The 25,320-nt window shown below is 71.2% G+C and carries 24 protein-coding genes; 15 read left to right on the top strand and 9 right to left on the bottom strand.

Translation table 11 applies throughout. The features are described from left to right. Positions 1 to 164: 164 nt before the first annotated feature. Positions 165 to 410, top strand: coding sequence for a hypothetical protein (locus tag IG54_RS0119750; protein WP_030785704.1), 246 nt, complete (start codon positions 165 to 167; stop codon positions 408 to 410). Here IG54_RS0119750 and IG54_RS0119745 read toward each other — a convergent pair. Then, complete coding sequence (locus IG54_RS0119745) at positions 367 to 1,512, bottom strand: threonine aldolase family protein (protein ID WP_030785702.1); 1,146 nt, start codon at positions 1,510 to 1,512, stop codon at positions 367 to 369. The genes IG54_RS0119750 and IG54_RS0119745 overlap by 44 nt on opposite strands. 146 nt (positions 1,513 to 1,658) lie before the next feature. On the opposite strand from IG54_RS0119745, the gene IG54_RS0119740 reads away from it, so the two are divergent. From IG54_RS0119740 to IG54_RS0119695, 10 genes are all read left to right on the top strand, one after another. After that, a complete protein-coding gene (locus IG54_RS0119740) occupies positions 1,659 to 2,597 on the top strand; it encodes a Rossmann-like and DUF2520 domain-containing protein (protein WP_030785699.1) in 939 nt (312 codons plus the stop codon). Continuing rightward, on the top strand, positions 2,594 to 3,598 hold the full coding sequence (gene panC, locus IG54_RS0119735) for a pantoate--beta-alanine ligase (RefSeq protein ID WP_030785696.1): 1,005 nt from the start codon (positions 2,594 to 2,596) through the stop codon (positions 3,596 to 3,598). The genes IG54_RS0119740 and panC overlap by 4 nt, the downstream gene beginning before the upstream one ends. Then, on the top strand, positions 3,595 to 5,310 hold the full coding sequence (locus IG54_RS0119730) for an L-aspartate oxidase (protein ID WP_030785691.1): 1,716 nt from the start codon (positions 3,595 to 3,597) through the stop codon (positions 5,308 to 5,310). The genes panC and IG54_RS0119730 overlap by 4 nt, the downstream gene beginning before the upstream one ends. A 2-nt stretch (positions 5,311 to 5,312) precedes the next feature. Then, positions 5,313 to 6,302 carry a carboxylating nicotinate-nucleotide diphosphorylase gene (gene nadC / locus IG54_RS0119725; RefSeq protein ID WP_030785688.1) on the top strand — a complete coding sequence of 330 codons (990 nt, stop codon included), beginning with the start codon at positions 5,313 to 5,315 and terminating at the stop codon, positions 6,300 to 6,302. Further along, complete coding sequence (locus tag IG54_RS0119720; protein WP_030785685.1) at positions 6,302 to 7,108, top strand: type III pantothenate kinase; 807 nt, start codon at positions 6,302 to 6,304, stop codon at positions 7,106 to 7,108. Before nadC ends, IG54_RS0119720 begins: the two co-directional genes overlap by 1 nt. Before the next feature lie 345 nt (positions 7,109 to 7,453). Beyond that, the gene (locus IG54_RS0119715; protein ID WP_037897469.1) at positions 7,454 to 8,068 is read left to right on the top strand and encodes a hypothetical protein; all 615 of its coding nucleotides are present in this window, start codon (positions 7,454 to 7,456) and stop codon (positions 8,066 to 8,068) included. Between the two features lie 13 nt (positions 8,069 to 8,081). Continuing rightward, on the top strand, positions 8,082 to 8,261 hold the full coding sequence (locus IG54_RS0119710; protein WP_030785679.1) for a hypothetical protein: 180 nt from the start codon (positions 8,082 to 8,084) through the stop codon (positions 8,259 to 8,261). A gap of 158 nt (positions 8,262 to 8,419) precedes the next feature. After that, positions 8,420 to 8,806, top strand: a complete 387-nt coding sequence (locus tag IG54_RS0119705) for a BlaI/MecI/CopY family transcriptional regulator (protein ID WP_078594286.1) — start codon at positions 8,420 to 8,422, stop codon at positions 8,804 to 8,806. Positions 8,807 to 8,815: 9 nt separating this feature from the next. Continuing rightward, a complete protein-coding gene (locus IG54_RS0119700) occupies positions 8,816 to 9,358 on the top strand; it encodes an amino-acid N-acetyltransferase (RefSeq protein ID WP_030785673.1) in 543 nt (180 codons plus the stop codon). A 225-nt stretch (positions 9,359 to 9,583) separates the two neighbouring features. Then, positions 9,584 to 9,922 (top strand): histone-like nucleoid-structuring protein Lsr2, encoded by a 339-nt coding sequence (locus IG54_RS0119695; protein ID WP_030785670.1) that lies wholly within the window; start codon positions 9,584 to 9,586, stop codon positions 9,920 to 9,922. On the opposite strand, the gene IG54_RS0119690 is transcribed toward IG54_RS0119695, so the two are convergent. Further along, complete coding sequence (locus IG54_RS0119690) at positions 9,901 to 10,491, bottom strand: SCO3374 family protein (protein WP_030785667.1); 591 nt, start codon at positions 10,489 to 10,491, stop codon at positions 9,901 to 9,903. The genes IG54_RS0119695 and IG54_RS0119690 overlap by 22 nt on opposite strands. 440 nt (positions 10,492 to 10,931) lie before the next feature. Between IG54_RS0119690 and IG54_RS0119685 the strand changes: the two genes are divergently transcribed. Beyond that, positions 10,932 to 13,460, top strand: coding sequence for an ATP-dependent Clp protease ATP-binding subunit (locus tag IG54_RS0119685; protein WP_030785664.1), 2,529 nt, complete (start codon positions 10,932 to 10,934; stop codon positions 13,458 to 13,460). 83 nt (positions 13,461 to 13,543) lie between these two features. On the opposite strand, the gene IG54_RS0119680 is transcribed toward IG54_RS0119685, so the two are convergent. Beyond that, positions 13,544 to 16,597, bottom strand: coding sequence for an NACHT domain-containing protein (locus IG54_RS0119680; protein WP_078594290.1), 3,054 nt, complete (start codon positions 16,595 to 16,597; stop codon positions 13,544 to 13,546). Between the two features lie 480 nt (positions 16,598 to 17,077). Between IG54_RS0119680 and IG54_RS0119675 the strand changes: the two genes are divergently transcribed. Beyond that, a complete protein-coding gene (locus IG54_RS0119675; RefSeq protein WP_030785658.1) occupies positions 17,078 to 17,764 on the top strand; it encodes a M23 family metallopeptidase in 687 nt (228 codons plus the stop codon). Between the two features lie 38 nt (positions 17,765 to 17,802). Here IG54_RS0119675 and IG54_RS0119670 read toward each other — a convergent pair whose 3' ends face one another. Next, positions 17,803 to 18,390 (bottom strand): TetR/AcrR family transcriptional regulator, encoded by a 588-nt coding sequence (locus tag IG54_RS0119670; RefSeq protein ID WP_030785655.1) that lies wholly within the window; start codon positions 18,388 to 18,390, stop codon positions 17,803 to 17,805. Between the two features lie 121 nt (positions 18,391 to 18,511). Between IG54_RS0119670 and IG54_RS0119665 the strand changes: the two genes are divergently transcribed. Then, the gene (locus IG54_RS0119665) at positions 18,512 to 20,104 is read left to right on the top strand and encodes an MDR family MFS transporter (RefSeq protein WP_030785652.1); all 1,593 of its coding nucleotides are present in this window, start codon (positions 18,512 to 18,514) and stop codon (positions 20,102 to 20,104) included. 49 nt (positions 20,105 to 20,153) lie between these two features. Continuing rightward, a complete protein-coding gene (locus tag IG54_RS0119660; protein WP_030785649.1) occupies positions 20,154 to 20,600 on the top strand; it encodes a VOC family protein in 447 nt (148 codons plus the stop codon). Between the two features lie 19 nt (positions 20,601 to 20,619). On the opposite strand, the gene cseC is transcribed toward IG54_RS0119660, so the two are convergent. The 5 genes from cseC to IG54_RS0119635 form a co-directional block, all read right to left on the bottom strand. Next, on the bottom strand, positions 20,620 to 21,996 hold the full coding sequence (gene cseC, locus IG54_RS0119655; RefSeq protein ID WP_051819692.1) for a two-component system sensor histidine kinase CseC: 1,377 nt from the start codon (positions 21,994 to 21,996) through the stop codon (positions 20,620 to 20,622). A gap of 61 nt (positions 21,997 to 22,057) precedes the next feature. Continuing rightward, positions 22,058 to 22,771 carry a two-component system response regulator CseB gene (gene cseB, locus IG54_RS0119650; RefSeq protein WP_030785642.1) on the bottom strand — a complete coding sequence of 238 codons (714 nt, stop codon included), beginning with the start codon at positions 22,769 to 22,771 and terminating at the stop codon, positions 22,058 to 22,060. A 127-nt stretch (positions 22,772 to 22,898) separates the two neighbouring features. Continuing rightward, a complete protein-coding gene (locus tag IG54_RS0119645; RefSeq protein ID WP_037897465.1) occupies positions 22,899 to 23,507 on the bottom strand; it encodes a hypothetical protein in 609 nt (202 codons plus the stop codon). A 20-nt stretch (positions 23,508 to 23,527) separates the two neighbouring features. Next, the gene (locus tag IG54_RS0119640; RefSeq protein WP_030785636.1) at positions 23,528 to 24,076 is read right to left on the bottom strand and encodes a SigE family RNA polymerase sigma factor; all 549 of its coding nucleotides are present in this window, start codon (positions 24,074 to 24,076) and stop codon (positions 23,528 to 23,530) included. Between the two features lie 170 nt (positions 24,077 to 24,246). Beyond that, the gene (locus IG54_RS0119635; RefSeq protein WP_030785635.1) at positions 24,247 to 25,188 is read right to left on the bottom strand and encodes an A/G-specific adenine glycosylase; all 942 of its coding nucleotides are present in this window, start codon (positions 25,186 to 25,188) and stop codon (positions 24,247 to 24,249) included. Between the last annotated feature and the right edge of the window lie 132 nt (positions 25,189 to 25,320).

Here is a 25,320-nt window from a genome sequence, read left to right as displayed (position 1 = left end):
GCCGTCAATCGACGCGACGGGGACGGGTTCGCGGGAGCAGTCTGAGGTCATCGCCCGGAGCCACCGAAGCCTCCGGCCCCCTCCTTCCCTCCTTCCTCCACCCATGGGACAGCGCGACCGAGTTGTGCCCGATAAGTACCATTTATCCCGAGAGGCGATACGTCATGAACGTCACCCAGCAGTACCTGCTCGACACCTACCGCGCCGCCCAGCACGGCGAAGCGGCGCCGCCCGCCCCCGGCCACCACGACTGGCAGGCCGTCCGGGAGGTGCGCGACTACGGCCGCTTCCGCGCGGTCGTGCGAGAACGCCCCGCCCGCGGCAGGATCCGCGCCGCGCTGGCCCGCCTCGCCCGGGGCAGCCGCCTCAGCGGGGGAGCCGCCGTACGAACTCCGCGACCGCTTCCTTGACGTCGTCGGCCGTCCACCCGAGGCCCTCCTCGGTCACGGTGACCTCCGTGACCGAGAGGCCGGGCGGCCCGTCCGCGAACCAGCGGCCGAACAGAGAGGTCCTCGTCTCCTCGGCCTGCCTCAGCGAGGCCTCGTCCAGCACCTCGGACGCGTACGGCAGCCACACCTGGAACTGGTGGGTGTGCGGCCGCTCCGGATGTACGCGCGACCAGGGCAGCCCGGCGGCCGCGAACCCCTCGCGCAGCGCCTCGGCCACCACGCGCGCGTGGGCGACGTAAGCGGGCAGCCGTGGCAGGACGTGCTTCAGGCCCAGCAGGGCCGAGACCGCGGCCGGGAACTGCTGGAACAGCTGTCCTCCGTACCGATGGCGCCACACCCGCGCCTCCTCGACGAGCGTGAGCGGCCCGGCGAGCGCCGCCCCGCTCAGCCCCTCCAGGGACTTGTAGAACGACACGTACACGGTGTCCGCGAGCCCCGCGATCTCCCCGAGGGGACGGCCGAAGTGCGGCGTGCACTCCCACAGGCGCGCGCCGTCGATATGCACGACCGCGTCCCGTTCGCGCGCCGCCTCCACGACCGCGGCCAGCTCCTCCCAGGACGGCAGGACGAAACCGGCGTCCCGCAGCGGTAGTTCGAGCATCAGCGCCCCGAAGGGCTCGGGAAACTCCCGCACCTCGCCTGCCGTGGGCAGACGCGGCTCGTCCGTCGGGTGCACCGTGCGCAGCCCGCTGACCGTGGTGAACGCGCCGCCTTCGTGGAGTTCGGGGTGCGCCTTGGGGTGCAGTGCCACCGTCGCGTTCCCGGTGCGACCCGCCCAGCAGCGCAGGGCGACCTGCTGGGCCATGGTGCCGGTCGGGAAGAAGACAGCCGCCTCCTTGCCGAGCAGACGCGCCACCTCCTCCTCCAGGGTGGCGACGACGCCGTCCCCGTAGATGTCGGTGGCCTCGTCCGCGCCGACGACCTCGGGAGCGGCCGCCGCGAGCGCGGAGAGGCGTTCGGCGAGCGGGATGTGCAGAGGGGAGCGGTGCAGGACGCGGGCGGCGCCACGGGCCGCGGCCGAGCGCCTGGCACGGCTGTCCTGTTCCACTTCGTTCGCAGTCATCCCCCGAGGATGACCGGTCCGCCGACGCCAGTCATATGAATAGCCGCAGCCTGTGGACAGCGGAAGACGCGGCAGCGAGCAATCGCGTTAGCATGACGAGAAATCGTCCGGTACCCCGAGCGGACTGGAACGGAAGGCGTCATCGCGTGAACGCATCGCATCAGCCGGACCCGCGGGAGCGCCCCGCGAGGCTCACGGTGGGAGTCGTGGGAGCGGGCCGCGTCGGCCCCGCGCTCGCCGCGGCGCTCCAGCTCGCCGGGCACCGCCCGGTGGCCGCCTCCGGGGTGTCCGACACCTCTGTGCGCCGCGCCGCCGCCATGCTGCCTGACGTCCCCCTCGTACCCCCCGCCGAGGTGCTCGAACGGGCCGATCTGGTGCTCCTGACCGTGCCCGACGACGCCCTGCCCGGCCTGGTCGAGGGCCTCGCCGAGACCGGCGCGGTGCGCCCGGGCCAGCTGCTCGTCCACACCTCCGGGCGGTACGGCACCAAGGTCCTCGAACCCGCCCTGCGGGCCGGCGCCCTGCCGCTCGCGCTGCACCCCGCCATGACGTTCACCGGCACCCCCGTCGACGTGCAGCGCCTTGCCGGGTGCTCCTTCGGGGTGACCGCGCCCGAGGAGCTGCGGCTCGCCGCCGAGGCGCTGGTCATCGAGATGGGCGGCGAGCCCGAGTGGATCGCCGAGGAGAACCGCCCGCTGTACCACGCGGCGCTCGCCCTCGGCGCGAACCACCTGGTCACGCTGGTCGCCGAGTCGATGGAGCTGCTGCGCGACGCGGGCGTGGAGGCCCCCGACCGGATGCTCGGCCCCCTGCTCGGCGCCGCCCTGGACAACGCCCTGCGTTCCGGCGACGCCGCCCTCACCGGCCCCGTCGCGCGCGGAGACGCCGGGACGGTCGCCGCCCACGTCGCCGAGTTGCGCAAGCACGCCCCGCAGACCGTCGCCGGCTATCTCGCGATGGCCCGCGCCACCGCCGACCGCGCCCTCGCCCACGGACTGCTCAAGCCGGAACTGGCCGAGGACCTCCTCGGCGTACTCGCCAATGGCGCCGGCGGGACCGGCGGAGCCGAAGGAGGCAGTCGATGACCACCGCCCTCCTGCACACCGCCGACTCCCTGCGCACGCGCGCGCGTGCGGGCCGCCGAGCCGTCGTCATGACCATGGGCGCCCTGCACGACGGCCACGCCTCGCTGATCCGTGCGGCCCGCCGCATCGCGGGCCCTGAGGGCGAGGTCGTCGTCACCGTCTTCGTGAACCCCCTCCAGTTCGGGGCGGGCGAGGACCTGGACCGCTACCCCCGCACCCTCGACGCCGACATCAAGATCGCCGAGCAGGCGGGCGCAAACGTCGTGTTCGCCCCCGGTGTCGACGAGGTCTACCCCGGCGGCGAGCCCCAGGTCCGGGTGAGCGCCGGGCCCATGGGCACGGTCCTCGAAGGAGCCACGCGCCCCGGACACTTCGACGGCATGCTCACCGTCGTCGCCAAACTGCTGCACCTCACCCGGCCCGACGTGGCGCTGTTCGGGCAGAAGGACGCCCAGCAGCTCGCCCTGATCCGCCGCATGACCCGCGATCTGAACTTCGACGTGGAGATCGTCGGCGTCCCCACCGTGCGCGAGGACGACGGCCTGGCCCTCTCCAGCCGCAACCGTTACCTCTCACCGGACGAGCGGCGCACCGCGCTCTGCCTCTCCCGGGCGCTCTTCGCGGGCCGCGACCGGCATGCCGCACAGGAGGCGCTGCGCGCGCGTGCCGCGAGCGCCCCCGCCACCCGCGCGCGTGCCGACGCCCTCAACGCCATCGGCGAGTCCCGCGCGGCCGCCGACGCCCACGCCGTGGCGCACTCCGCGGCGCCCTCCACGCCCGGCGGTCCCGCCGCCGTCGTCGCGGCGGCCCGGCAGGTCCTCGACGAGGCCGCGCGCCTGAGCCCCCCGCTGGAGCTGGACTACGTGGCGCTGGTGGACCCCGCCGACTTCACCGAGGTCCGCCCCGGCCACACCGGAGACGCCGTCCTCGCCGTGGCCGCCAAGGTCGGCTCGACCCGGCTGATCGACAACCTCCCGCTGACCTTCGGAGCCGCCGTATGAGTGCCACCGGAATACGGCTGCACGCCCCCGCACCGGGCTGGTCCCTGGACGCCGACGTCGTCGTCGTCGGCTCCGGGGTGGCCGGACTGACCGCGGCGCTGCGCTGCTCGGCCGCCGGCCTGAAGACGGTCGTGGTGACCAAGGCCCGCCTGGACGACGGCTCCACACGCTGGGCCCAGGGCGGCATCGCCGCGGCGCTCGGCGAGGGCGACACCCCCGAACAGCACCAGGACGACACGCTCGTGGCGGGCGCCGGCCTGTGCGACGAGGAGGCCGTACGCATCCTCGTCACCGAGGGCCCCGACGCCGTACGCCGCCTCATCGAGACCGGCGCCACCTTCGACACCGGGCCCAAGGGCACCATCGAGCTGACCCGCGAGGGCGGCCACCACCGCCGCCGCATCGCGCACGCGGGCGGTGACGCGACCGGCGCGGAGATCTCCCGCGCCCTCGTCGAAGCGGTCCGCGCGCGAGGCGTACCGACCGTCGAGAACGCCTTGGTGCTCGACCTCCTCACGGATGCCGACGGCCGCACCGCCGGTGTGTCCCTGCACGTCATGGGAGAGGGCCAGCACGACGGCGTGGGCGCCGTCCACGCCCCCGCGGTGGTCCTCGCCACCGGCGGCATGGGCCAGGTCTTCTCCGCGACCACCAACCCGTCCGTGTCCACGGGCGACGGCGTCGCGCTCGCCCTGCGCGCGGGCGCCGAGGTCTCCGACCTCGAATTCGTGCAGTTCCACCCCACCGTGCTCTTCCTCGGCGCCGACGCCGAGGGCCAGCAGCCGCTGGTCTCCGAGGCGGTGCGGGGCGAGGGCGCGCACCTCGTGGACGCCGACGGCGTGCGCTTCATGGCCGGACAGCACGAACTGGCCGAGCTGGCGCCCCGCGACATCGTCGCCAAGGGCATCATGCGCCGCATGCAGGAACAGGGCGCCGAACACATGTACCTGGACGCCCGGCACTTCGGCGCCGAGATGTGGGAGAAGCGCTTCCCCACGATCCTCGCCGCCTGCCGCGCCCACGGCATCGACCCGGTCACCGAGCCCATCCCCGTCGCCCCGGCCGCGCACTACGCCTCCGGAGGCGTCCGCACCGACCCGCACGGCCGCACCACCGTCCCGGGCCTGTACGCCTGCGGAGAGGTCGCCTGCACCGGCGTGCACGGCGCCAACCGCCTCGCCTCCAACTCCCTGCTGGAAGGCCTGGTCTACGCCGAGCGCATCGCCGCCGACATCGCCTCCCGCCACGCGGAGAACGCCCTCCACGCGCGCGTGCCGCACCCCGTCGCGCAGCCGGAGATCCCGACCCACCCGCTGCTCCCGCCCGAGGCCCGCTTCGCCATCCAGCGCGTCATGACCGAGGGCGCCGGCGTGCTCCGCTCCGCCGCGTCCCTCACGGAGGCCGCGGCCCGGCTGGCCCGCATCCACGCCGAGGCCGCGGGCGCGCTCGCCGAGGACGGCAAGACCGCCGAGCCGGGCGTCGACACCTGGGAGACCACCAACCTCCTGTGCGTCGCCCGCGTCCTGGTGGCCGCCGCCCAGCGCCGCGAGGAGACCCGCGGCTGCCACTGGCGCGAGGACCACGCCGACCGCGACGACGAGGCCTGGCGGCGCCACATCGTCGTACGCCTGAATCCGGACAGGACCCTCGCCGCGCACACCACCGCGACCCCCGACTTCCCCCCGACCCGCCCCAGTCCCCAGGAGCAGTGACCGTGAGCACCCCCGACGACCTCCCCCTCGCGCCGACCGGCGGCGGCTGCGGCGATGCCTGCGGCTGCGGCGGGGACGACGCGTTCGACCCCCTGGAGTGCGGCCTCGACCCCGCTCTCGCGCGGCTCCTCGCGGAGGCGGGCCTCGACCCCCTCCAGATCGAGGACATCGCCCACATGGCCATCGAGGAGGACCTGGCGGGCGGCGTGGACGTCACCACGGTCGCCACCATCCCCGAGGACGCCGTCGCCACCGCCGACTTCACCGCCCGCGAGGCGGGCACCGTCGCCGGGCTGCGCGTCGCCGAGGCCGTCATGTCCGTCGTATGCGAAGAGGAGTTCGAGGTCGAGCGGCATGTGGAGGACGGTGACCGCGTCGAGGCGGGCGACACGCTGCTGAGCGTCACCACCCGCACCCGCGACCTGCTCACCGCCGAGCGCAGCGCCCTGAACATCCTGTGCCGCCTCTCCGGCATCGCGACCGCCACGCGCGCGTGGGCGGACGTACTGGACGGCACGAAGGCGAAGGTCCGCGACACCCGCAAGACCACGCCCGGCTACCGCGCCCTGGAGAAGTACGCCGTGCGCATGGGCGGCGGCGTCAACCACCGCATGTCCCTCTCCGACGCGGCACTCGTCAAGGACAACCACGTGGTCGCCGCGGGCGGCGTGGCGCAGGCCTTCAAGGCCGTGCGCGAGCGGTTCCCGGACGTGCCGATCGAGGTCGAGGTCGACACGCTCCACCAGCTGCGCGAGGTCGTGGACGCGGGCGCCGACCTGATCCTCCTGGACAACTTCACGCCGGGCGAGACCGCGGAGGCCGTGGCCATCGTCGGCGGCCGCGCGTTCCTGGAGTCCTCGGGCCGCCTCACCCTGGAGAACGCCCGCGCGTACGCCACCACGGGCGTCGACTACCTCGCGGTCGGCGCCCTGACCCACTCCTCCCCGATCCTCGACATCGGCCTCGATCTGCGGGAAGCGGTGCGTGACTGATGCTGCTGACGATCGACGTAGGAAACACCCACACCGTCCTCGGCCTCTTCGACGGCGAGGACATCGTCGAGCACTGGCGCATCTCCACCGACGCCCGCCGCACCGCGGACGAACTGGCCGTCCTGCTCAACGGCCTGATGGGCATGCATCCGCTGCTCGGCGAGGAGCTGGGTGACGGCATCGACGGCATCGCGATCTGCTCCACGGTCCCCTCGGTCCTGCACGAGCTGCGCGAGGTGACGCGCCGCTACTACGGAGACGTGCCGGCCGTCCTCGTGGAACCCGGCATCAAGACGGGCGTCCCGATCCTCATGGACAACCCCAAGGAGGTCGGCGCCGACCGCATCATCAACGCGGTCGCGGCGGTCGAGCTGTACGGCGGCCCGGCGATCGTCGTCGACTTCGGCACGGCCACGACGTTCGACGCGGTCTCCGCGCGCGGGGAGTACGCGGGCGGGGTCATCGCCCCCGGTATCGAGATCTCCGTGGAGGCCCTCGGAGTACGAGGCGCACAGCTCCGCAAGATCGAACTCGCGCGCCCGCGCAGCGTCATCGGCAAGAACACCGTAGAGGCCATGCAGGCGGGCATCCTGTACGGCTTCGCGGGCCAGGTCGACGGCGTAGTGAACCGCATGGCGCGCGAGCTGGTGGGCGCGGGCGGCGACCCCGAGGACGTAACGGTGATCGCGACGGGCGGGCTCGCGCCGATGGTCCTCGGCGAGGCCGCGGTCATCGACGAACACGAGCCGTGGCTCACCCTCATCGGCCTCCGCCTGGTCTACGAACGGAACGTGTCCCGGGCCTGAGCCCCAGCCCCGCGGACGGGGGTCTCGCCCCTTCCCCACCGCCGCGGCGACCCAGTCCCTGCGCTCCGCGCCGGATGCTCCCCACCCACCTCCCGTCCCGCCGCATCGAGCGGCGTGCCGTAGGGGCGTCCGGGCCCCGCACCACGCGGGTGGGGGAGCGGGTGGGTGGGGAACTCCCCCGCGGAGCGGTCAGCGGCACGCACGTGGCAGGCGGCGGGACGCGCCACCCCCCTGAAGGCGCCCCGGCCAGCCAAGGCGCCCCGCCAGAACCCGCAGATAACCCGATTTTGTCCGTTAAGCGCGTATCGTCACCCTATGCCCACGCCCTACGGATCCCGCGGCGGCATGGCCTTCAGCGCGGAGGAGCTGCGTGTGCTCCGTCGCGCCCTGGCCCTGGCCCTGCATCCCAGCCCCGTCCGCAGCCCCGCCCGCGACGAGGACCTCCAGGACTGTCTCCGCCTCGCCGAGTCGCTGGACGAGGCGGCGCGCGAGGGTGCCCGGCTCCGCGCCTTCCTGGTGGCCGACCTCGCCCGCTACCGAGGCGCCCTGCCCGGCACCGCCTCCGGCTACCTCGCCCTCCTGGAAGACGTACTCAGCACCGGCTACCAACCCGGCCCCGACGACCTCGCGGCCCTGCGCGCCCTGCGCGGCAACCCCGCCGCGGCCGCCCTGCTCGACCGCTGCCGCACCCTCGCCGAGCGGTCCGTCCGGGCCCGTCTCGCGGGCCGCGCCGTCCCCGCGCCGGGACGCGCCCGCATGCCCGCGCCCCGCACCCGCCTGCTCGCCCTGCCGGGCGGCCTGGACGCCGCCGGGCAGGAACCGCCCCGCCCGGTCCCCACCCCGGCCGAGGTCTTCCCGCCCAAACGCCCCACGCCTCCCGCCCCCCAGGAGCCCGCACCCCCCGCTCCCGCTCCCGCCCCCGTCCCCGCGGACCCCCCGCACCAGCTCGTCGCGGGCTAGCTACTCTGGGGGCATGGACTACGTTTCCGCGCTCGTGCCCCCCGTAGTGATGGCCGTGTTCTTCGGCGGTCTCATCGTGACGATCGTGAAGACCCAGGGCGGTGCCAACAAGGCCAAGGAGGACGCGGCCGTGGACGCCGCGATCACCCGGGCCGAAGCCGTCCGCCAGGCCCCGAAGGCCGGCGGCGCCTGAGTCTCGCGCCGCCCGCCCCCCAGGGCGTACGACTCGCTGCCCGCGGCGTCGTGCGCCCTTTTTGTTGTGCAATGTCGCGTAATTAGGCGTACGCCACGTCGCTCACGCATCACACCAATAGTGACGTCTCCCACTATTGTTCAACTGTGCCTCGTCCATTGGGAGAACTCGAAGACTCCGTCATGACACGGGTGTGGAAGTGGAACCGCCCCGTGACCGTTCGAGAAGTCCTGGAAGACCTTCAGCAGGAACGGTCCATCGCCTACACCACCGTGATGACCGTTTTGGACAATCTCCATCAGAAGGGCTGGGTGCGCCGCGAAGCGGAAGGTCGCGCCTATCGATATGAGGCGGTCTCCACTCGCGCCGCCTACGCTGCCGCACTGATGAACGAAGCCTGGTCGCAGAGCGACAACCCGGCCGCCGCGCTCGTCGCCTTCTTCGGCATGATGTCGGAGGAACAGCGGGAAGCGCTGAACGACGCCATGCGTATCGTCCAAGGCCCGGAGAACCCCGGCTCCGCGGAGCGCGGCGCAGAGCGATAGCGTCCGCTCATGGCAGCAGAGGTCCCCGAACTCAGCGAACTCAGCGCAAAAGCGGTCTCCGTCCGCAGGGCGCGCACCTCCGATGTACCGGCCGTGCGGGGGCTCCTCGACTCGTACGTCCGCGAGCGCATCCTCCTGGACAAAGCGACCGTGACGCTTTACGAGGACATCCAGGAGTTCTGGGTGGCGGAACGGGACGACAACGCCGAGTTGGTGGGCTGCGGGGCCCTGCACGTGATGTGGGAAGACCTCGCGGAAGTACGCACCCTCGCGGTGAATCCGAAGGTCAAGGGTGCCGGGGTGGGGCATCAGCTGCTCGGGAAGTTGCTCCAGACCGCCCGCTGGCTCGGTGTGCGGAAGGTTTTCTGTCTGACCTTCGAAGTCGACTTCTTCGCGAAGCACGGCTTCGTGGAGATCGGCGAGACTCCGGTCGACGGAGATGTCTACAGCGAGCTGCTGCGTTCCTATGACGAGGGCGTCGCGGAGTTCCTCGGCCTCGAACGAGTGAAACCGAACACCTTGGGCAACAGTCGGATGCTTCTGCATCTGTGATCGCCTCTGTGGTATTCCGGGCAGCGTGCTGCCCCGGTGCCCTATGTCCGAAACGCGCACGTTTCCAGGCTTCTCGGAGGCCCCGGTCTCTCCCAGGGGTTTGTGTTTTTCCGGCAAAGGCGGTTTGCTTTCCGACGTACGCAGTACTGCATATAACAGGGGCCGGTGAATCGGTGGCGTACGCCGCCGGGGCCGGCCTCGAAGTTATCGATGAAAGGAAATCCAGTGGCACAGAAGGTTCAGGTCCTTCTTGTCGATGACCTCGACGGCGGCGAGGCGGACGAGACCGTGACGTTCGCGTTGGACGGCAAGTCCTACGAGATCGACCTCACCACGGCCAACGCGGACAAGCTCCGTGGCGCCCTGGAAGACTTCGTCAAGGCCGGCCGGCGCACCGGCGGCCGTGGTTCGAGCGGCCGCGGCAAGGCGCGCGCGGCGGCGACGAGCGGTGGTCAGGACACCGCCGCGATCCGTGCCTGGGCGAAGGAGAACGGCTTCGAGGTCAACGACCGCGGCCGCGTTCCGGCGTCGATTCGCGAGGCCTACGAGAAGGCCAACGGCTGACGGCTGCGGCGCCGCAGCCTGACCCGGTGGCACTGTGTGGCCGCCGTGTCCACGAGCCGTACGAGATCGGAGCCCGCGGCGGGGTCGCTGTGGTGCGCGGTCCCGCCACCCCCCACCGTGGGCAGGGACACGAGCGCCGGCAGCGTCGGCTCCACCTCGCACCCGGGCTCCGGGGGTCGCAGCCAGACGGCGGCCCCCCGCGAGCCGGACCACCCCGGAGGCGTGGGCGCGTCGATCCGTCCGCCCGCCCCGACGGCGGTGAGGCCGAGGGGGATGTCCCCCCACTCCAGCCAGTCGAGCAGCCCCGGCAGCTCGTCCGCGCTCCCCGCGCCCACCAGCAGCCGCATCGTTTCCCCGCGCAGCGCCACCGGCGCCTTGGGCCCGAGGTGGCGCAGCGCCGCGAAGCCCGCTTCCGCGGGAAGTTCGAGGACGTCGAAGCGCAGCCCCGTCAGCAGATGCACCGGGCCGGGGCCGGGGGAGGTCGCCCAGCCCAGCTCGTTCTCGTACCACTGCCGCACCGGGTCGCTCTGCTCGACCGGCGTGCGGGGCTGAGGAACTGTGGGGGCCATGTTCCAGCAACAGCCGGAAGGCCCTCCGGGTTACGCAGCGTCTCGACTCGGATGCGTACGGTGGCCGGAAAAAGTGCGCAAGGGCGTGTTCGGCGGTGCAAGAGTGTTCGCCCGTAGCGGAGGGAACCGGCGCGCGCCGCATGGAGTGAGAGTCCTTGCGGGTAAGACATCCCTAGTGGGGAGGGGCGACACGCGGTTCTGGGCGTCTCACGTTCGCCATCGGCGTAGTGATGGTGGGGGTAACTGCCTGGCCTGCGGGAACATCGTCTCGCACCATCGGGTTGGAGCAGTTGTCGGCGTTCGAGGTCAGGACTTCCCCTGGGAAGGGGGCCGGGTGTCGGCAGTTGGAATGAGCGGTCCCCGCTTGCGGGACTAAGCTGCGGAAGGACAGGGAGGGGACCGACCCCTTACTGCCTGACCGCTCTGAGGAGCGATTAACGATGTTCGAGAGGTTCACCGACCGCGCGCGGCGGGTTGTCGTCCTGGCTCAGGAAGAAGCCCGGATGCTCAACCACAACTACATCGGCACCGAGCACATCCTCCTGGGCTTGATCCACGAGGGCGAGGGTGTCGCCGCTAAGGCCCTGGAGAGCCTCGGGATTTCGCTCGAGGCGGTCCGCCAGCAGGTGGAGGAGATCATCGGCCAGGGCCAGCAGGCCCCGTCCGGGCACATCCCCTTCACCCCCCGTGCCAAGAAGGTCCTGGAGCTGTCGCTCCGCGAGGCCCTTCAGCTGGGCCACAACTACATCGGCACGGAGCACATCCTGCTCGGCCTGATCCGCGAGGGCGAGGGCGTCGCCGCCCAGGTCCTGGTCAAGCTGGGCGCCGATCTCAACCGGGTGCGGCAGCAGGTCATCCAGCTGCTCTCCGGTTACCAGGGCAAGGAGACCGCCACCGCCGGCGGTCCTGCCGAGGGCACGCCCTCCACGTCCCTGGTGCTCGACCAGTTCGGCCGGAATCTGACCCAGGCCGCTCGTGAGTCCAAGCTCGACCCGGTCATCGGGCGCGAGAAGGAGATCGAGCGGGTCATGCAGGTCCTGTCCCGCCGTACGAAGAACAACCCGGTGCTCATCGGTGAGCCCGGCGTCGGCAAGACCGCCGTCGTCGAGGGCCTCGCCCAGGCCATCGTCAAGGGCGAGGTGCCCGAGACCCTCAAGGACAAGCACCTCTACACCCTGGACCTCGGCGCGCTGGTCGCCGGCTCCCGCTACCGCGGTGACTTCGAGGAGCGCCTGAAGAAGGTCCTCAAGGAGATCCGCACCCGCGGCGACATCATCCTGTTCATCGACGAGCTGCACACGCTGGTCGGTGCGGGTGCCGCCGAGGGCGCCATCGACGCCGCTTCGATCCTGAAGCCGATGCTGGCCCGCGGTGAGCTCCAGACCATCGGTGCCACCACGCTCGACGAGTACCGCAAGCACCTGGAGAAGGACGCCGCGCTGGAGCGCCGCTTCCAGCCCATCCAGGTCGCCGAGCCGTCGCTGCCGCACACCATCGAGATCCTCAAGGGTCTGCGCGACCGGTACGAGGCGCACCACCGCGTCTCGATCACCGACGAGGCGCTGGTGCAGGCCGCCACCCTGGCCGACCGGTACATCTCGGACCGCTTCCTGCCGGACAAGGCGATCGACCTGATCGACGAGGCCGGTTCCCGGATGCGCATCCGCCGGATGACCGCGCCGCCGGACCTCCGCGAGTTCGACGAGAAGATCGCGGGCGTGCGCCGGGACAAGGAGTCCGCGATCGACTCGCAGGACTTCGAGAAGGCCGCCTCCCTGCGCGACAAGGAGAAGCAGCTCCTGGCCGCGAAGGCGAAGCGCGAGAAGGAGTGGAAGGCCGGCGACATGGACGTCGTCGCCGAGGTCGACGGCGAGCTGATCGCCGAGGTCCTGGCCACGGCCACCGGCATTCCGGTCTTCAAGCTCACGGAGGAGGAGTCCTCCCGCCTGCTGCGCATGGAGGACGAGCTGCACAAGCGCGTCATCGGCCAGAAGGACGCCGTCAAGGCGCTCTCGAAGGCGATCCGGCGTACGCGTGCGGGGCTCAAGGACCCGAAGCGTCCCGGTGGCTCGTTCATCTTCGCCGGTCCGTCCGGTGTCGGTAAGACCGAGCTGTCCAAGGCGCTCGCCGAATTCCTCTTCGGTGACGAGGACGCGCTGATCTCCCTCGACATGTCGGAGTTCAGCGAGAAGCACACGGTTTCGCGTCTCTTCGGTTCGCCTCCCGGTTACGTGGGTTACGAAGAGGGCGGCCAGCTGACCGAGAAGGTCCGCCGCAAGCCGTTCTCCGTCGTCCTTTTCGACGAGGTCGAGAAGGCCCACCCGGACATCTTCAACTCGCTCCTCCAGATTCTGGAGGACGGTCGTCTGACCGACTCCCAGGGTCGTGTCGTGGACTTCAAGAACACGGTCATCATCATGACGACCAACCTTGGAACCCGTGACATCTCGAAGGGCTTCAACCTCGGCTTCGCGGCCCAGGGCGACACGAAGTCCAACTACGAGCGGATGAAGAACAAGGTCAGCGACGAGCTGAAGCAGCACTTCCGCCCGGAGTTCCTGAACCGCGTGGATGACGTCGTCGTCTTCCCGCAGCTCAGCCAGGACGACATCCTCCAGATCGTCGACCTGATGATCACCAAGGTGGACGAGCGCCTCAAGGACCGGGACATGGGTCTCGAACTCTCCCAGTCCGCGAAGGAACTGCTCGCGAAGAAGGGTTACGACCCGGTGCTCGGCGCGCGTCCGCTGCGGCGCACGATCCAGCGCGAGGTCGAGGACACCCTTTCCGAGAAGATCCTCTTCGGCGAGCTGCGCCCCGGCCACATCGTGGTCGTCGACACGGAGGGCGAGGGCGAGACCAAGACCTTCACCTTCCGCGGCGAGGAGAAGGCGGCGCTGCCCGACGTGCCGCCGATCGAGTCGGCCGCCGGTGGCGGCGCGGGCCCGAACCTGAGCAAGGAGGCGTAGCCCTTTCAGGGTGCGCTTAGAGGGGCTGCCCCGGACCGTTTCGTACGGTCCGGGGCAGCCCCTTTTTCGTACGGGGGGCGCACTCAGAATTTGGACGGCCCGTACACCCGCACGTCGATGTGGTCGGGCAGGGCGGAGACGTCCAGCCGTTGCCTCGCCTCGGCCGCTCCCACACCGGTGCGGTTCTCCACGTAGAGGTGTCGCAGTCCCGGCATCAGGGTGCCGATGCGGGCCATCGCTGCCTCCCAGTGGCCGTCGGGGGAGAGCTGGAGTTCGGTGAGGCCCGGCAGGCTCAGCCCCTCGGGCGCGTGCGGGAGGCTGTGGGAGCCGCAGTGCAGCCGCGTGAGACGGGGCAGGCGGGCGAGCGTCTCCCAGTCGGCAGCCGAGTCCGGGCCGTCCTCCTGGAAGGTGATGCGCGCGAGGAGCGGCCAGCGGGGCAGCAGCTCCAGGTCCCGCACGGAGGAACGGGACCCCGCGAGCCCGAGGAACATCAGCGGGGCCTCGGCGGGGAACAGCGTCAGGCTCCAGGGCTCTGCGGTGTCGCTGACGCTGAAGAGGTTGAGCCCGTCCAGGCCGCGCAGGGCCGCCAGGGCCTCGGGCGTGAGGTGGGCCGGGGAGTAGGCGAGCAGCAGGAAGGTCGGCTCGCAGGCGGCCAGGAAGCGGGAGGCGACCTCGGGGGAGACGCCGACCCGCATGTCCAGCCGCTTGGGGAACAGCCCCAGCCGCTCCAGCTCCGCGATCTGTTCGTCGTCGCGGAGCGTGAAGTGGAGGGCGGTGGTGTCGAGGTGGGCGATGACCTCTTCCGCGTACGCGCGGCAGTCGTAGCGGTGCCACCCCCACATCAGCTGGCTGCCGACCATGATGCTGGGGTGCCGGGCGAAGCGGGCCAGGAACGGGATCGCCGCGTCGGACCGTACGTGGGTCGCGGTGATCGCCACCAGGCGGGCCTCTTCGTCGCTCAGGCCGTCGGGGCCAGGGAGCAGGTCGAGCACCATGGGGCCGACCTGCGCGAGGGCGCGGGCGTCCTCGGCGTCGCGCGGCGGGATGAGCCCGGCCGTCCGGCGCTCCACCTCCTCCCGTACCGCCGGGGCCAGTTCCGCCGCGTGTTCGAGGCAGGCGGCGGCCAGGAGGTGCATGCGCTTCCGGGCGCGCGGGTCGGGGTGTGTGTCTCCGTACGCCATCACGTCACGCAGGAGTTCGGTCCGCTCCCGCGGCCTCGCCTGCGCCACCGCCATGCGGATGACGTCCTCCCACTGGTCGTCCGCCGCGTGCCGGGCGAGGAAACCGAAGTCGCCCTCGTCGACCGCCGCGCGTGCGCCCAGGAAGTCCTGGAAGGTGCGGTGGACGAATTCGACGGTGTCGGGGCCCGGTTCGCGCAGCAGGCCGCTGCGGTGCAGGAAGTGGGTGTAGACGGCGTGCGCGTCGCCGAGCGCGGACAGCTCCGGTACGGACGGCAGCGCGTCCGCGATGATCGCCTCGGCCCGTGAACGGTCGAGGACGGTGCGGCCGTTGCGGATCAGCCAGTACGCGAGGCGCTGGAGCAGCTGGAGCTGCGGCTCCTCGCGCAACTCCGGTACGGCCATGTGGCGTTCGCGGTCCCTGCGGACCAGGAGCATGGAGAGGGCGGCCGTGTAGAGGTCCTTGCGGCCCAGGGGCAGGAAGCCTCTGCGGTCGCGGTGCAGGGCGCAGATCAGGCCGCACATCAGGGGGTTGGTGGCCAGGAGCCCCAGGTCCGGCTTGGCTCTGACCGCCGCCAGGAGCTGACTCTCGTACGCGGCGAGGGCCGCGTCCTCGTCGGGTGCGCCCGTGGCCGCCGCGGCGTGCCAGCGCTCGATGAACGCGGCCACCTCCCTCTCGCCCATGGCGGAGAGCGTCAGCTCCGCGAAGCCCTCGTCGGCGAGCCAGTCCGTGCGCACCGCCGAGGGGCGCGAGGTGACCAGCCAGCGGTTGCCGGGGAAGGCGTCGATGAGATCGGTGAGCCACGCGCGCGTGGCGGCGCGTTCGGCGTCCGGGATCTCGTCGATGCCGTCGATCAGGACCAGGGCGCGGCCCGCCGTCAATACGCGCCCCTCCCAGCCCTCGGGCTGGGTGCCGGCGAGCGGGCAGCCGACCGCCGCGAGGAAGTCCGCGGGGGCGGGCAGGCGCTCGCCGTGGCGGGTCAGGGTGCGCAGCGGGAGGACGTACGGGACGCGGTCGTCGAGGTAGGCCATGGGGCCCTCGGCGAGTTCCTGGCGGGTGGTGCTCACCGCGAGCCACTGCACGAGTGTGGTCTTGCCGGAGCCCGCCTCGCCGCGCAGGAGGACTCGGTCGTGGGTGGTGAGGGCCTGGTCGGCGGGGCGGGCGGCGGTCAGTTCCTTCAGGGTGGCCACCCAGTCGTCGCCGGGGCGCAGTGCGGCCTCCGCGTCCGTGCTGGAGAGGGCCGTGGCCTCCAGGGACATGTAGGCGACGTCCAGGGGCCATTTCCCCGGGGTGTCGGTCAGGTCGATGCCGAAGATCGTCAGCTTGCCGTGCTTCTTCGCGACGTACGCGAGGTAGCGCTCCTCGAAGGCCGCGTCCCGCGCGCCGGGGAGGGGGCTGCGGGCGATCAGCTCGTCCACCTTGCCGATGAGTTCGTCCTGGTCCCGGCTCTGTGCGACCAGCGTCGCCGCCACGAACGTGGAGCGCTGCGTGAAGAACTGAAGGATGTGCAGGCAGGCCCACTCGGTGACGGAGTCGAGGTAGAAGGACGCGTCCGCGGAGAGTTCGGCGGTGACGGGGTGCCCGGTGGCGGAGGCGTTGTGGAGGAGCGTGCGGGCCAGTTTCCGGGGGCCGAGGCGGACCGCCTGGACGTCGTCCATGCCGAGGTCGCCGAGGGCGAGGAGTGTGCGGGCCAGGGCGTCGGTGACCGCGGCGGTCTCGTCGGGCGGGAAGGGCCGCTCACCGGGCGAGGCCAGGGACCGGGACACCAGCCGCTCGGCGATACGGCGCACGTCCGCGCCGTACAGGGTCCGCTTCTCGCCCCGGAAGGAGACGAGCCGGGAGACCCGCACGGGCCGCTCCACGAGGCCCGCCCCCGGGCCCTCCCGGACGAACAGTTTCTTGATCAGCGGGGCTATGGCGCTCGACGCCAGACGGGTGCCGATGACCGCGGGATCCATGGGCGTGAGCGTAGTGGGCGTCACATCGCCCGCGGGGTGGATCTTCGGGTCCGGTGACATGGCGCACAGGGGTTTTGTCCGTTACTAGGCGGAATAGTGGGCCGGGGGTCCGAAGGGTGAGGGACTTTGGTCCCGCAACCTCCGGGACCTTCGCCGCGTCGGGGGGTCAGGGGTGCGGGCCCGTGGGGAGCGGGCGTCCGGGGGCGGTCCGACGTGGGGCTAAACCATCGGATCGGCCTCGGATTCCATGGCGAGAGCGCGGGGTAATTGTCCGGATTTGATGGTGTCAAGAGGGCGAAATGCCGACGCCCGGCTACGGCTTTGGGTAGTAGATGGGCGTTTTGGGGGTTGGTCGGAGCGCGGGTTACCAAGGGATGGCCGACCCGGCGAAGCGTGCTCCGCGGGACCTCACCCGCACCCGCCCCGCCGGGTCTCCTCACGCCCCCCTCAGTTCAGTCCCAAACTGCGAAGGACGTCCCCATGCCGAAGCGCACCGAGAACCACCAGCCCCGCCCGTCCATGCTCCGTACGCGGGCGGCCGTCATCGCCGCGGGCATCGGAGCGTCGACGCTGTTCGGGGCCGGGGTCTCGGTCGCTGCGGACAGCGCCAAGAGCGGCGGTGTCCTGCCCGCCGTCGCCGTGAACTCCGTTCAGGCACAGGCCGCCGCCCAGGCCAAGGCCGCCGAGAAGGCGCAGCAGGACGCGGCCAAGAAGGCCGCGGGCATCAAGAAGGCCGCCGCGAAGGCCGTCGGCTGGGTCCACCCGGTCGAGCGCTACACGCTCTCCGCGAGCTTCGGCCTCGGCGGCAGCATGTGGTCCCACAAGCACTCCGGTCAGGACTTCGCCGTCTCGGTCGGCACGCCGGTCGCCGCCGTGCACGGCGGTACGGTCGTCAAGGCGGGCCCGAACGGCGCCGGTGACGGCCCCGCGTACGGCAACGCCCTCGTGATCAAGCACAGCAACGGCACGTACTCGCAGTACGCGCACCTCTCGAAGGTCGACGTCCGGGTGGGCCAGAACGTCACCACCGGCCAGCGGGTCGCCCTCTCCGGCAACACGGGCAACTCCAGCGGGCCCCACCTGCACTTCGAGATCCGTACGACGCCCAACTACGGCACGGCCGTCGACCCCGCCGCCTTCCTGCGCTCGGTGGGCGTGAAGCTCTAGACCGCGGGGCTCGATCCCGTACCGGCGCGCGCCGCGACTCAGTCGCCCGAGTGCGCCTGCGTGACCAGATCGATGGCGACTTCGAGGATGGCCTTCCGCTTCTCCTCGGGGTCGCCATCGATGTCTTTGAGGACGAACATCCCGCCGTGCATGGTGAACAGGGCACTGAAGCACCGCACCTGGTCGGTCATCGGCGCGCCCGGGTCCTTGAGGATGTCGTAGAGCCCGAGCATGCGGTCCTTGAAGCTCTCGCCGATCTTCAGGTCCCGCACCGTGGCCTGGTTCTCCTGCATGAAGCGGAAGAGCGGCGCCGCGCCGACCAGGATCTCGCTGTAGCGGCTCAGGACCTGCTTGCGGGCGTCGAGGGACGGCGGCTGCGGCTGCTCGTGACCCCAGGCGATCAGCTCGTCGATGGGCCTGGTGCTGTCGTCGAAGATGCTGGTGAGAATGTCTTCCTTGGTCTTGAAGTGGTAGTAGAGCGCCGCCTTCGTGACGTCGAGGCGCTCGGCGATCTCACGCAGCGACGTCTTCTCGTACCCCTGTTCGGCGAAGAGTTCGAGGGCCACGTCCTGGATGCGCTGGCGGGTGTTCCCGCGGCGCTGCTGCTTGCCTGTGCCCGTGCCCATCGGGGTGCTCCTCGGCTCCATTAACTTACTTGACGCCCGGCTAGTTGGGGGTCTACCTTCCCTCAGTGTAGTCAACTAGCCGGGCGGCAAGTAAGGCGCCCGGGCGCGGGGAGTGGGGAACATGGCGGACAAGACCACGGCGGTAGCCGAGCAGAAACCGGACAAAGCGGATCAGCAGCCGCGCAGTGTGCGCGTCGTGCTGATGGCGCTGATGATCACGATGCTGCTCGCGATGCTCGACAACATGATCGTGAGCCCCGCGATGCCGACGATCGTCGGCGACCTCGGCGGCCTTGAGCACCTGTCGTGGGTCGTCACCGGATACACCCTGGCCACCGCCGCCTCCACCCCGATCTGGGGCAAGGTCGGCGACATGTACGGGCGCAAGGGCTCCTTCCTCACCGCCATAGTGATCTTCCTCGTGGGCTCTGTGCTGAGCGGCATGGCACAGGACATGGGGCAGCTGATCGGCTTCCGCGCGATCCAGGGGCTCGGCGCGGGCGGCCTGATGGTCGGTGTCATGGCGATCATCGGCGACCTGATCCCGCCGCGGGAGCGCGGCAAGTACATGGGCATGATGACCGGCGTCATGGCCGTCGCGATGATCGGCGGCCCGCTCGTCGGCGGCACCATCACCGACCACCTCGGCTGGCGCTGGGCCTTCTACATCAACCTGCCGCTGGGTGCCGTGGCTCTCGCCATGGTCACCGCCGTCCTGCACCTGCCCAAGAAGAAGGCCGAGGGGCGCATCGACTACCTCGGCGCGGCCCTGCTCACCGTCGGCATCAGCGCGCTGGTGCTCGTCACCACCTGGGGCGGCACGGAGTACGCCTGGACCTCGTCCGTGATCATGGAGCTGATCGCGATCGGCGTGGCCTCGCTCGTGGGCTTCCTCTTCGTACAGAAGAGGGCCGCCGAGCCGATCATGCCGCTGCACATCTTCCGCAGCCGCAACTTCTCCCTGATGGCCGTGATCGGCTTCATCACCGGCTTCGTGATGTTCGGCGCGATGCTCTTCCTGCCGCTCTACCAGCAGTCGGTACAGGGCGCCTCGGCCACCAATTCCGGGCTGCTGCTGCTTCCGCTGCTGCTCTCGATGATGGTCGTCTCCCTGTTCGCCGGCCGGTCCATGACCGCCACCGGCAAGTACAAGGCGTTCCCGATCGTCGGCACCGTACTGATGGTCGTGGGGTTCTTGCTACTGGCCCAGATGGACACCGGGACCTCGCGGCTCACCTCGGGCCTCTACATGGCGGTGCTCGGCGCGGGCATGGGCTTCCTGATGCAGGTCACCATGCTGGTCGCCCAGAACAGCGTCGAGCTGAAGGACATGGGCGTCGCCTCCTCCTCGGCCACGCTCTTCCGTACGCTCGGCTCCTCCTTCGGCGTCGCGATCATGGGCGCGCTCTTCAATCATCGCGTCCAGGACGTGATGGCCGAGCGCGCCGGTGAACTGGGCGGCAAGGTGACCGAGAAGTCGGCGCAGCTCGATGCGGCGAGCCTCGCGAAGCTGCCGGAACAGGTGAGCGACGCGTACAAGTTCGCGGTGTCCTCCGGCACGCACTCGGCGTTCCTGCTCGGCGCGGCCGTCGGCGTCGCCGCGCTGCTCGCCTCGCTCTTCGTGAAGGAGACCCCGCTGCGGGGCTCGGGCCCCGCCGAGCAGAAGCCCGCGGACGAGCCATTGTCAGTGCCGCGTGCCAGCATCGACGTATGAACCAGAAGATGTGACGCCATGACGCCGTGACGGCTGTTGGGAGCAGACCATGATCAAGGGACTCGCCATCTCCACCGTCTGGGTCCTCGACCAGGACCGGGCCAAGGCGTTCTACACCGAGAAGCTGGGCCTCGAAGTCCGTACGGACATGACGATGGGCGACGGCGGCATGCGCTGGCTCACGGTCGGCGCCAAGGACCAGCCCGATGTGGAGCTGACGCTCATGGTGCCGGGCCCGCCTTCCCTGGACGCCGAGTCGGCCGAGGCCATGAAGAAGCTGGTCGCCAAGGGCGTCCTCGGCGCCGGCGTCCTGGTCACCGACGACGTCCACGGGGACTACGAGAAGCTGAAGGCGCGCGGCGTCGAGTTCCTCCAGGAGCCGCAGGAGCGCCCCTACGGCATCGAGGCGCTCTTCCGCGACGACTCCGGGAACTGGTTCTCGTTCACGCAGCGCCGCGAGGGCGGCCTGGACCTCGACAAGGACTGGTCCTGCTGACGACGGCGGTGGCGGTGCGTCAGAGGTTGTCCGGCAGCTGAAGGATCGGGAAGCTCCCCGTGTTCGTGGGCGCGTGTTCCGGCAGCCACAGCACGGCGACCGCCCCCTCGGAGGGCTCACCGGGCGCCACCCCCGCCGGGCGTACGTTGCGGAAGGTGAGCCGCGCGCCGAGCACCCGCGCCTGGCCCGCGGCGATCGTCAGGCCCAGGCCGTGGCCGTGCCCCGCCCGGTCCGTGCTGCCGGTGCGGAAGCGGCTCGGCCCCTCGTCCAGGAGCGCCTCGGGGAAGCCGGGCCCGTGGTCGCGCACCCGCACCACGCGGCCCTCGACGCTGACCTCGATCGGCGGCTTGCCGTGCTTGGCCGCGTTGGCGACGAGGTTGCCGAGGATGCGCTCCAGGCGGCGCGGGTCGGTGGTGACCTCCGACTCGTGCACCACCGTCACCGTCACGTCCGCGGTCAGGGTCGCCATCCGCCGGGTCACGAACTCGCCGAGCGTGATGTCCTGCAACTCGGCCCGCTCCGCCGCGGAGTCGAGACGGGCCACTTCGAGGACGTCCTCGACGAGCGTGCGCATGGCCTGCGCGCGATCCTTGACCAGCTCGCTCGGTCGGCCGGGTGGCAGCAGCTCGGCGGCCGTGAGCAGCCCGGTCACCGGGGTGCGCAGCTCGTGCGCGATGTCCGCGGTGACCCGCCGCTCGGCCTCGAGCCGCTGCTTGAGCGCGTCGGCCATGGCATCCACGGCGCTCGCCAGATCGTCGGTCTCGTCCTTCACGACACCGCCGATGGCGGCGCGGACACTGACGTCCGTATGCCCCTGGGCGACCTCGCTCGCCGCCGTCGCCGCCTTGCGCAGCCGCCGCGACAGCTGCCCGCCGATCAGCACACCGAGCGCGCAGCCGCCGAAGACGACCGCGATCGAGCCGATGACCAGGGCCTGGTCGAGATCCTTCATCACGGTGGCGCTGCGGTCGGTGAAACGGGAGTGCAGCGAAAGGACGTGCCCGTCGGCGAGCGGCACGGCCGCCCAGATGTCCGGCACCCCGTCGGGCTTGTCCTCCACATAGGTCGCGCGGCGGCCCTTGAGGACCGTCTCCCGCAGCTCCTCCGGGAGCGCCGGGTCGTCGACCTTCGTACCGAACTGGAGGGTCTGCCGCTGGGAGGCGGAGTAGAGCCGCAGGGCGAACTGGATGCGCTCGTCCTGCACATCGCGCGCGTTGTCGAGCATCGAGACCCGCGCGGCGTTGTGCACGACCAGGCTCAGCACCACCGCGACCAGCGCGCCGACCAGCGCGATCGCCGCGCTGATCTTCCAGCGCACACCCGTGCGCAGGCCGGACCGCAGCACCCGGCGGGCACGGCCGACCACGCCGGGGCCGCCGTTCCTGCCCCCGTTCATATACGTCCCTCGCGTTCGCGGCCCCTGAGGCGGCGCCGTACACCGTTCGTCACGCGCCCGCTCACGCCTTGAGCTTGTATCCGAAGCCGCGGACCGTCTCGATGCGGTCCTGACCCACCTTCGTACGCAGCCGCTGCACATGGACGTCGACGACGCGGGTGTCGCCGCCCCAGCCGTAGTCCCAGACCCGCTCGAGGAGCTTGTCGCGGGACAGGACCGTGCCGGGCGCGGACGAGAACTCCAGGAGCAGGCGCATCTCGGTCGGCGTCAGCGCGACGGGGGCGCCGCCCCTGCGGACCTCCATGCCCTCCGTGTCGATCTCCAGATCGCCGAAGTGCAGCACGCCGCCGTCCGCCGACGCGCGCTCGTCCGCGCTGTTCGAGGCCGAGGCGGGGCCGCTCGCATGTCCGAAGCGGCGCAGGACCGCGCGGATGCGGGCGACCAGGACGGCCCCGTCGAACGGCTTGGTCACGTAGTCGTCGGCGCCCGCCTCCAGACCCAGCACCACGTCGATGGAGTCGGCGCGCGCCGACAGCATGATCACCGGGACGGTCGACTCGTCACGGATGCGGCGGCACAGCGAGACACCGTCCAGGCCCGGCACCATCACGTCGAGCAGCGCGATGTCCGGCTGGTTCGCGCGGAACGCCTCCAGGCCCGCCAGACCGTCGGGCATGGCCGTCACCGCGAAGCCGTCGCGCTCCAGGGCGAGCTGGGTGGCCTCACGGATGACGTCGTCGTCCTCGACGAACAGGACATGGGTCTGCTCTGCCATCGGATGCTCTCAGTCCTTCTCGGTGCGTCGTACGTCGTGCGCGGTGCTTTGTTCCGCAGTGCTCGTTGCGTTGTTCCGCAGTGCTTGTTGCTGTGCTCAGTACTCGTGTGTCCTGGAGGCCCGGCCGTCAACCGGCCGCAGGCGCGGGCTCCTCGCCGCCCACCGCGTTGCTGAAGTCGTTGCGCGTGCGGCCCGTCTCGGTGAAGCGGTTCGACGACCAGCGGTACGAGATCACTTCCTCGCCGGAGGGGTAGTCCACAGAGTCGCCCTCCTCGTACAGCTGTTTGGTCACGACCAGTTCGCCCCGGTCGATCTCGGTGTAGACGGAAGCCGGTTCCTCGGCCGTGAAGACATTCTCGTACCTGCCGCCCTGGGCGCGATACACATAGCTGCCGATGCCGACGGCGTCCGCGCAGGTCAGTACGTTCACCACGACATCGGCGGCGGATCCGCCGGTCAGGTTCCCGTACGACACGTCGACCGGGTACGTCTTGCCCGCGCAGGGCTTCAGATCCCGCTTCACGGCCGGGCTGACCTTCGGGTCCTCCTTGACGAGCCGCACCGCGTCGATCTTCTTCGGCACGGGGACCGAGGACGACGGGGAGGGCGAGGAGGACACCACGCGCTCGCTGCGGGCCGGTCCCTCGACCCGCGCGCCGGAACCGCCCGTCGAACAGGCGGAGAGCAAAAGGCCGACGGCGGCGAGTCCGGCCACCGCCGTACTCGCCGCCCGCATGCTTCTCGTGGCCCGAGGGCCTAGGCCGCGCAACGCTCCCGCTCCTCACGTTCGAGCGCGCGTGCGACCAGTTCCTCGCGGTCCCGGCTCTCCAGCTCCTGGCGGAGGCGGGCGAGCGCCCGGTGCAGCGTGCTCTTGACCGTTCCTGCCGACATGCCGAGTGCGGCGGCCGTCTCCTCTGTGGACATCTGCTCCCAGTGTCGCAGCACGACGACGCTGCGCTGCTTGGGTGCGAGCACCTTCATGATGTCCATGAGCAGAGCGCGGTCCGCGTGCTGTTCGGTGGAGTCTTCCACGCTCGCGTCGGGCAGCTGCTCGGTAGGCACCTCTTCGAGCTTGCGCGCCCGCCACCACTCCGTACGCGTATTGATCATGACGCGGCGCAGATAGGCGTCCGCGAGCCGCTTGTCGGCTATGCCGTCCCAACGGCCGTACGTGCGTACGAGTGCGGTCTGGAGCAGGTCCTGGGCGTCCACGGGGTCCGGAACCAGGCGCCGGGCACTGCGCAGCAGGGCATCCTGCCGAGTGCGGACGTACTCTTCGAACTCGAGCACCTCGCCGTGCGCCATATCAAACCGCCTCCGTTCCATCCCCATTGCCGACCGCGGCCCCTGCCTGTGCGGTACAGGTAAGAAGCTACGGAGGCCGTGTCACGGGGTTGTGCGGAGCAGCCAGCGGCGGGCGCACGGCTGTGCGTAGGTTGTGTAACAGAAGTAGGACGCGCGTAAACGCCTGTGGGTCAGGTCATCGGCAGACGGTACATACCGCCCGACAGGGGCTCGACGAGCCCGTCCGCGACCAGCCCGTCCAGCGCGCGGGCGCGCTGCACCGGCTCGTCCCACACCCGGTCCAGCGTCGCCTGCGGCACGGGCGTCACGGCCTCACGGAGCACGGCGAGCAGCTTGCCCCGCACCTGGCGGTCCGTGCCCGCGTACGTCTGGCCGCGGCGGGCCGGACCCTCGTGCGCCGGCTTCCCCGCCGCGCGCCAGGCGCACTGGGCGGCGATCGGGCACCGGGCGCAGTTCTCGTTCTTCGCGGTGCACACCAGGGCGCCCAGCTCCATCGAGGCGGCGGCCCAGCGCGACGCGGTGCGCTCGTCCTCGGGGAGCAGGGCGCGGGCGAGCTTGCGCTCGGCGGCGGTCGTCGCGTTCGGCGGGTACTGCACGCCGGTCACGGCCCGCGCGAAGACCCGGCGCACGTTCGTGTCGAGGACCGCGTGCCGCTGCCCGTACGCGAAGGACGCCACGGCGGCCGCGGTGTACTCCCCGATGCCGGGCAGGGCGAGCAGCTGGGCGTGGAGCTTGGGTACGTCGCCGCCGTGCCGCTCCGTTATGGCGACGGCCGCGCCGTGCAGCCGCAGGGCACGGCGCGGATACCCGAGCCGCCCCCAGGCGCGGACGGCCTCGCCGGGCGCCTCCTCGGCGAGGTCGGCGGGGCGGGGCCAGCGGGCCAGCCACTGCTCGTACACGGGCAGGACGCGGCTGACGGGCGTCTGCTGGAGCATGAACTCACTGACCATCACGCCCCACGGCCCGGCGTCCTCGCGCCGCCACGGAAGATCACGGGCGTGTGCGTCGAACCAGGCGATGACGGGGGTGTGGAGGGCGTCCCCGGTGCGCTCGGGGGAGTCCCCCGGGTCGGCGGCCGGGCTGTGCGGCAGGGGCTTCGTGGGAGCAGTCATGGCAGGGTCGATCCTGCCATGGCCTCGGCGGTTCTACGGGGTTGTGGGGGCGGGGTGTTGTTGCTCGCCTGCGGCCCGGTGGCGTCTTTCCGCGCTCCGCGTGGTTTCTCCCCCACCCACCAGCCCGTTTGC

It is taken from the genome of Streptomyces sp. NRRL S-920 (assembly GCF_000717945.1).
GTDB lineage: Bacteria > Actinomycetota > Actinomycetes > Streptomycetales > Streptomycetaceae > Streptomyces > Streptomyces alboniger.
This window is presented reverse-complemented; position numbering and strand designations above follow the sequence as displayed.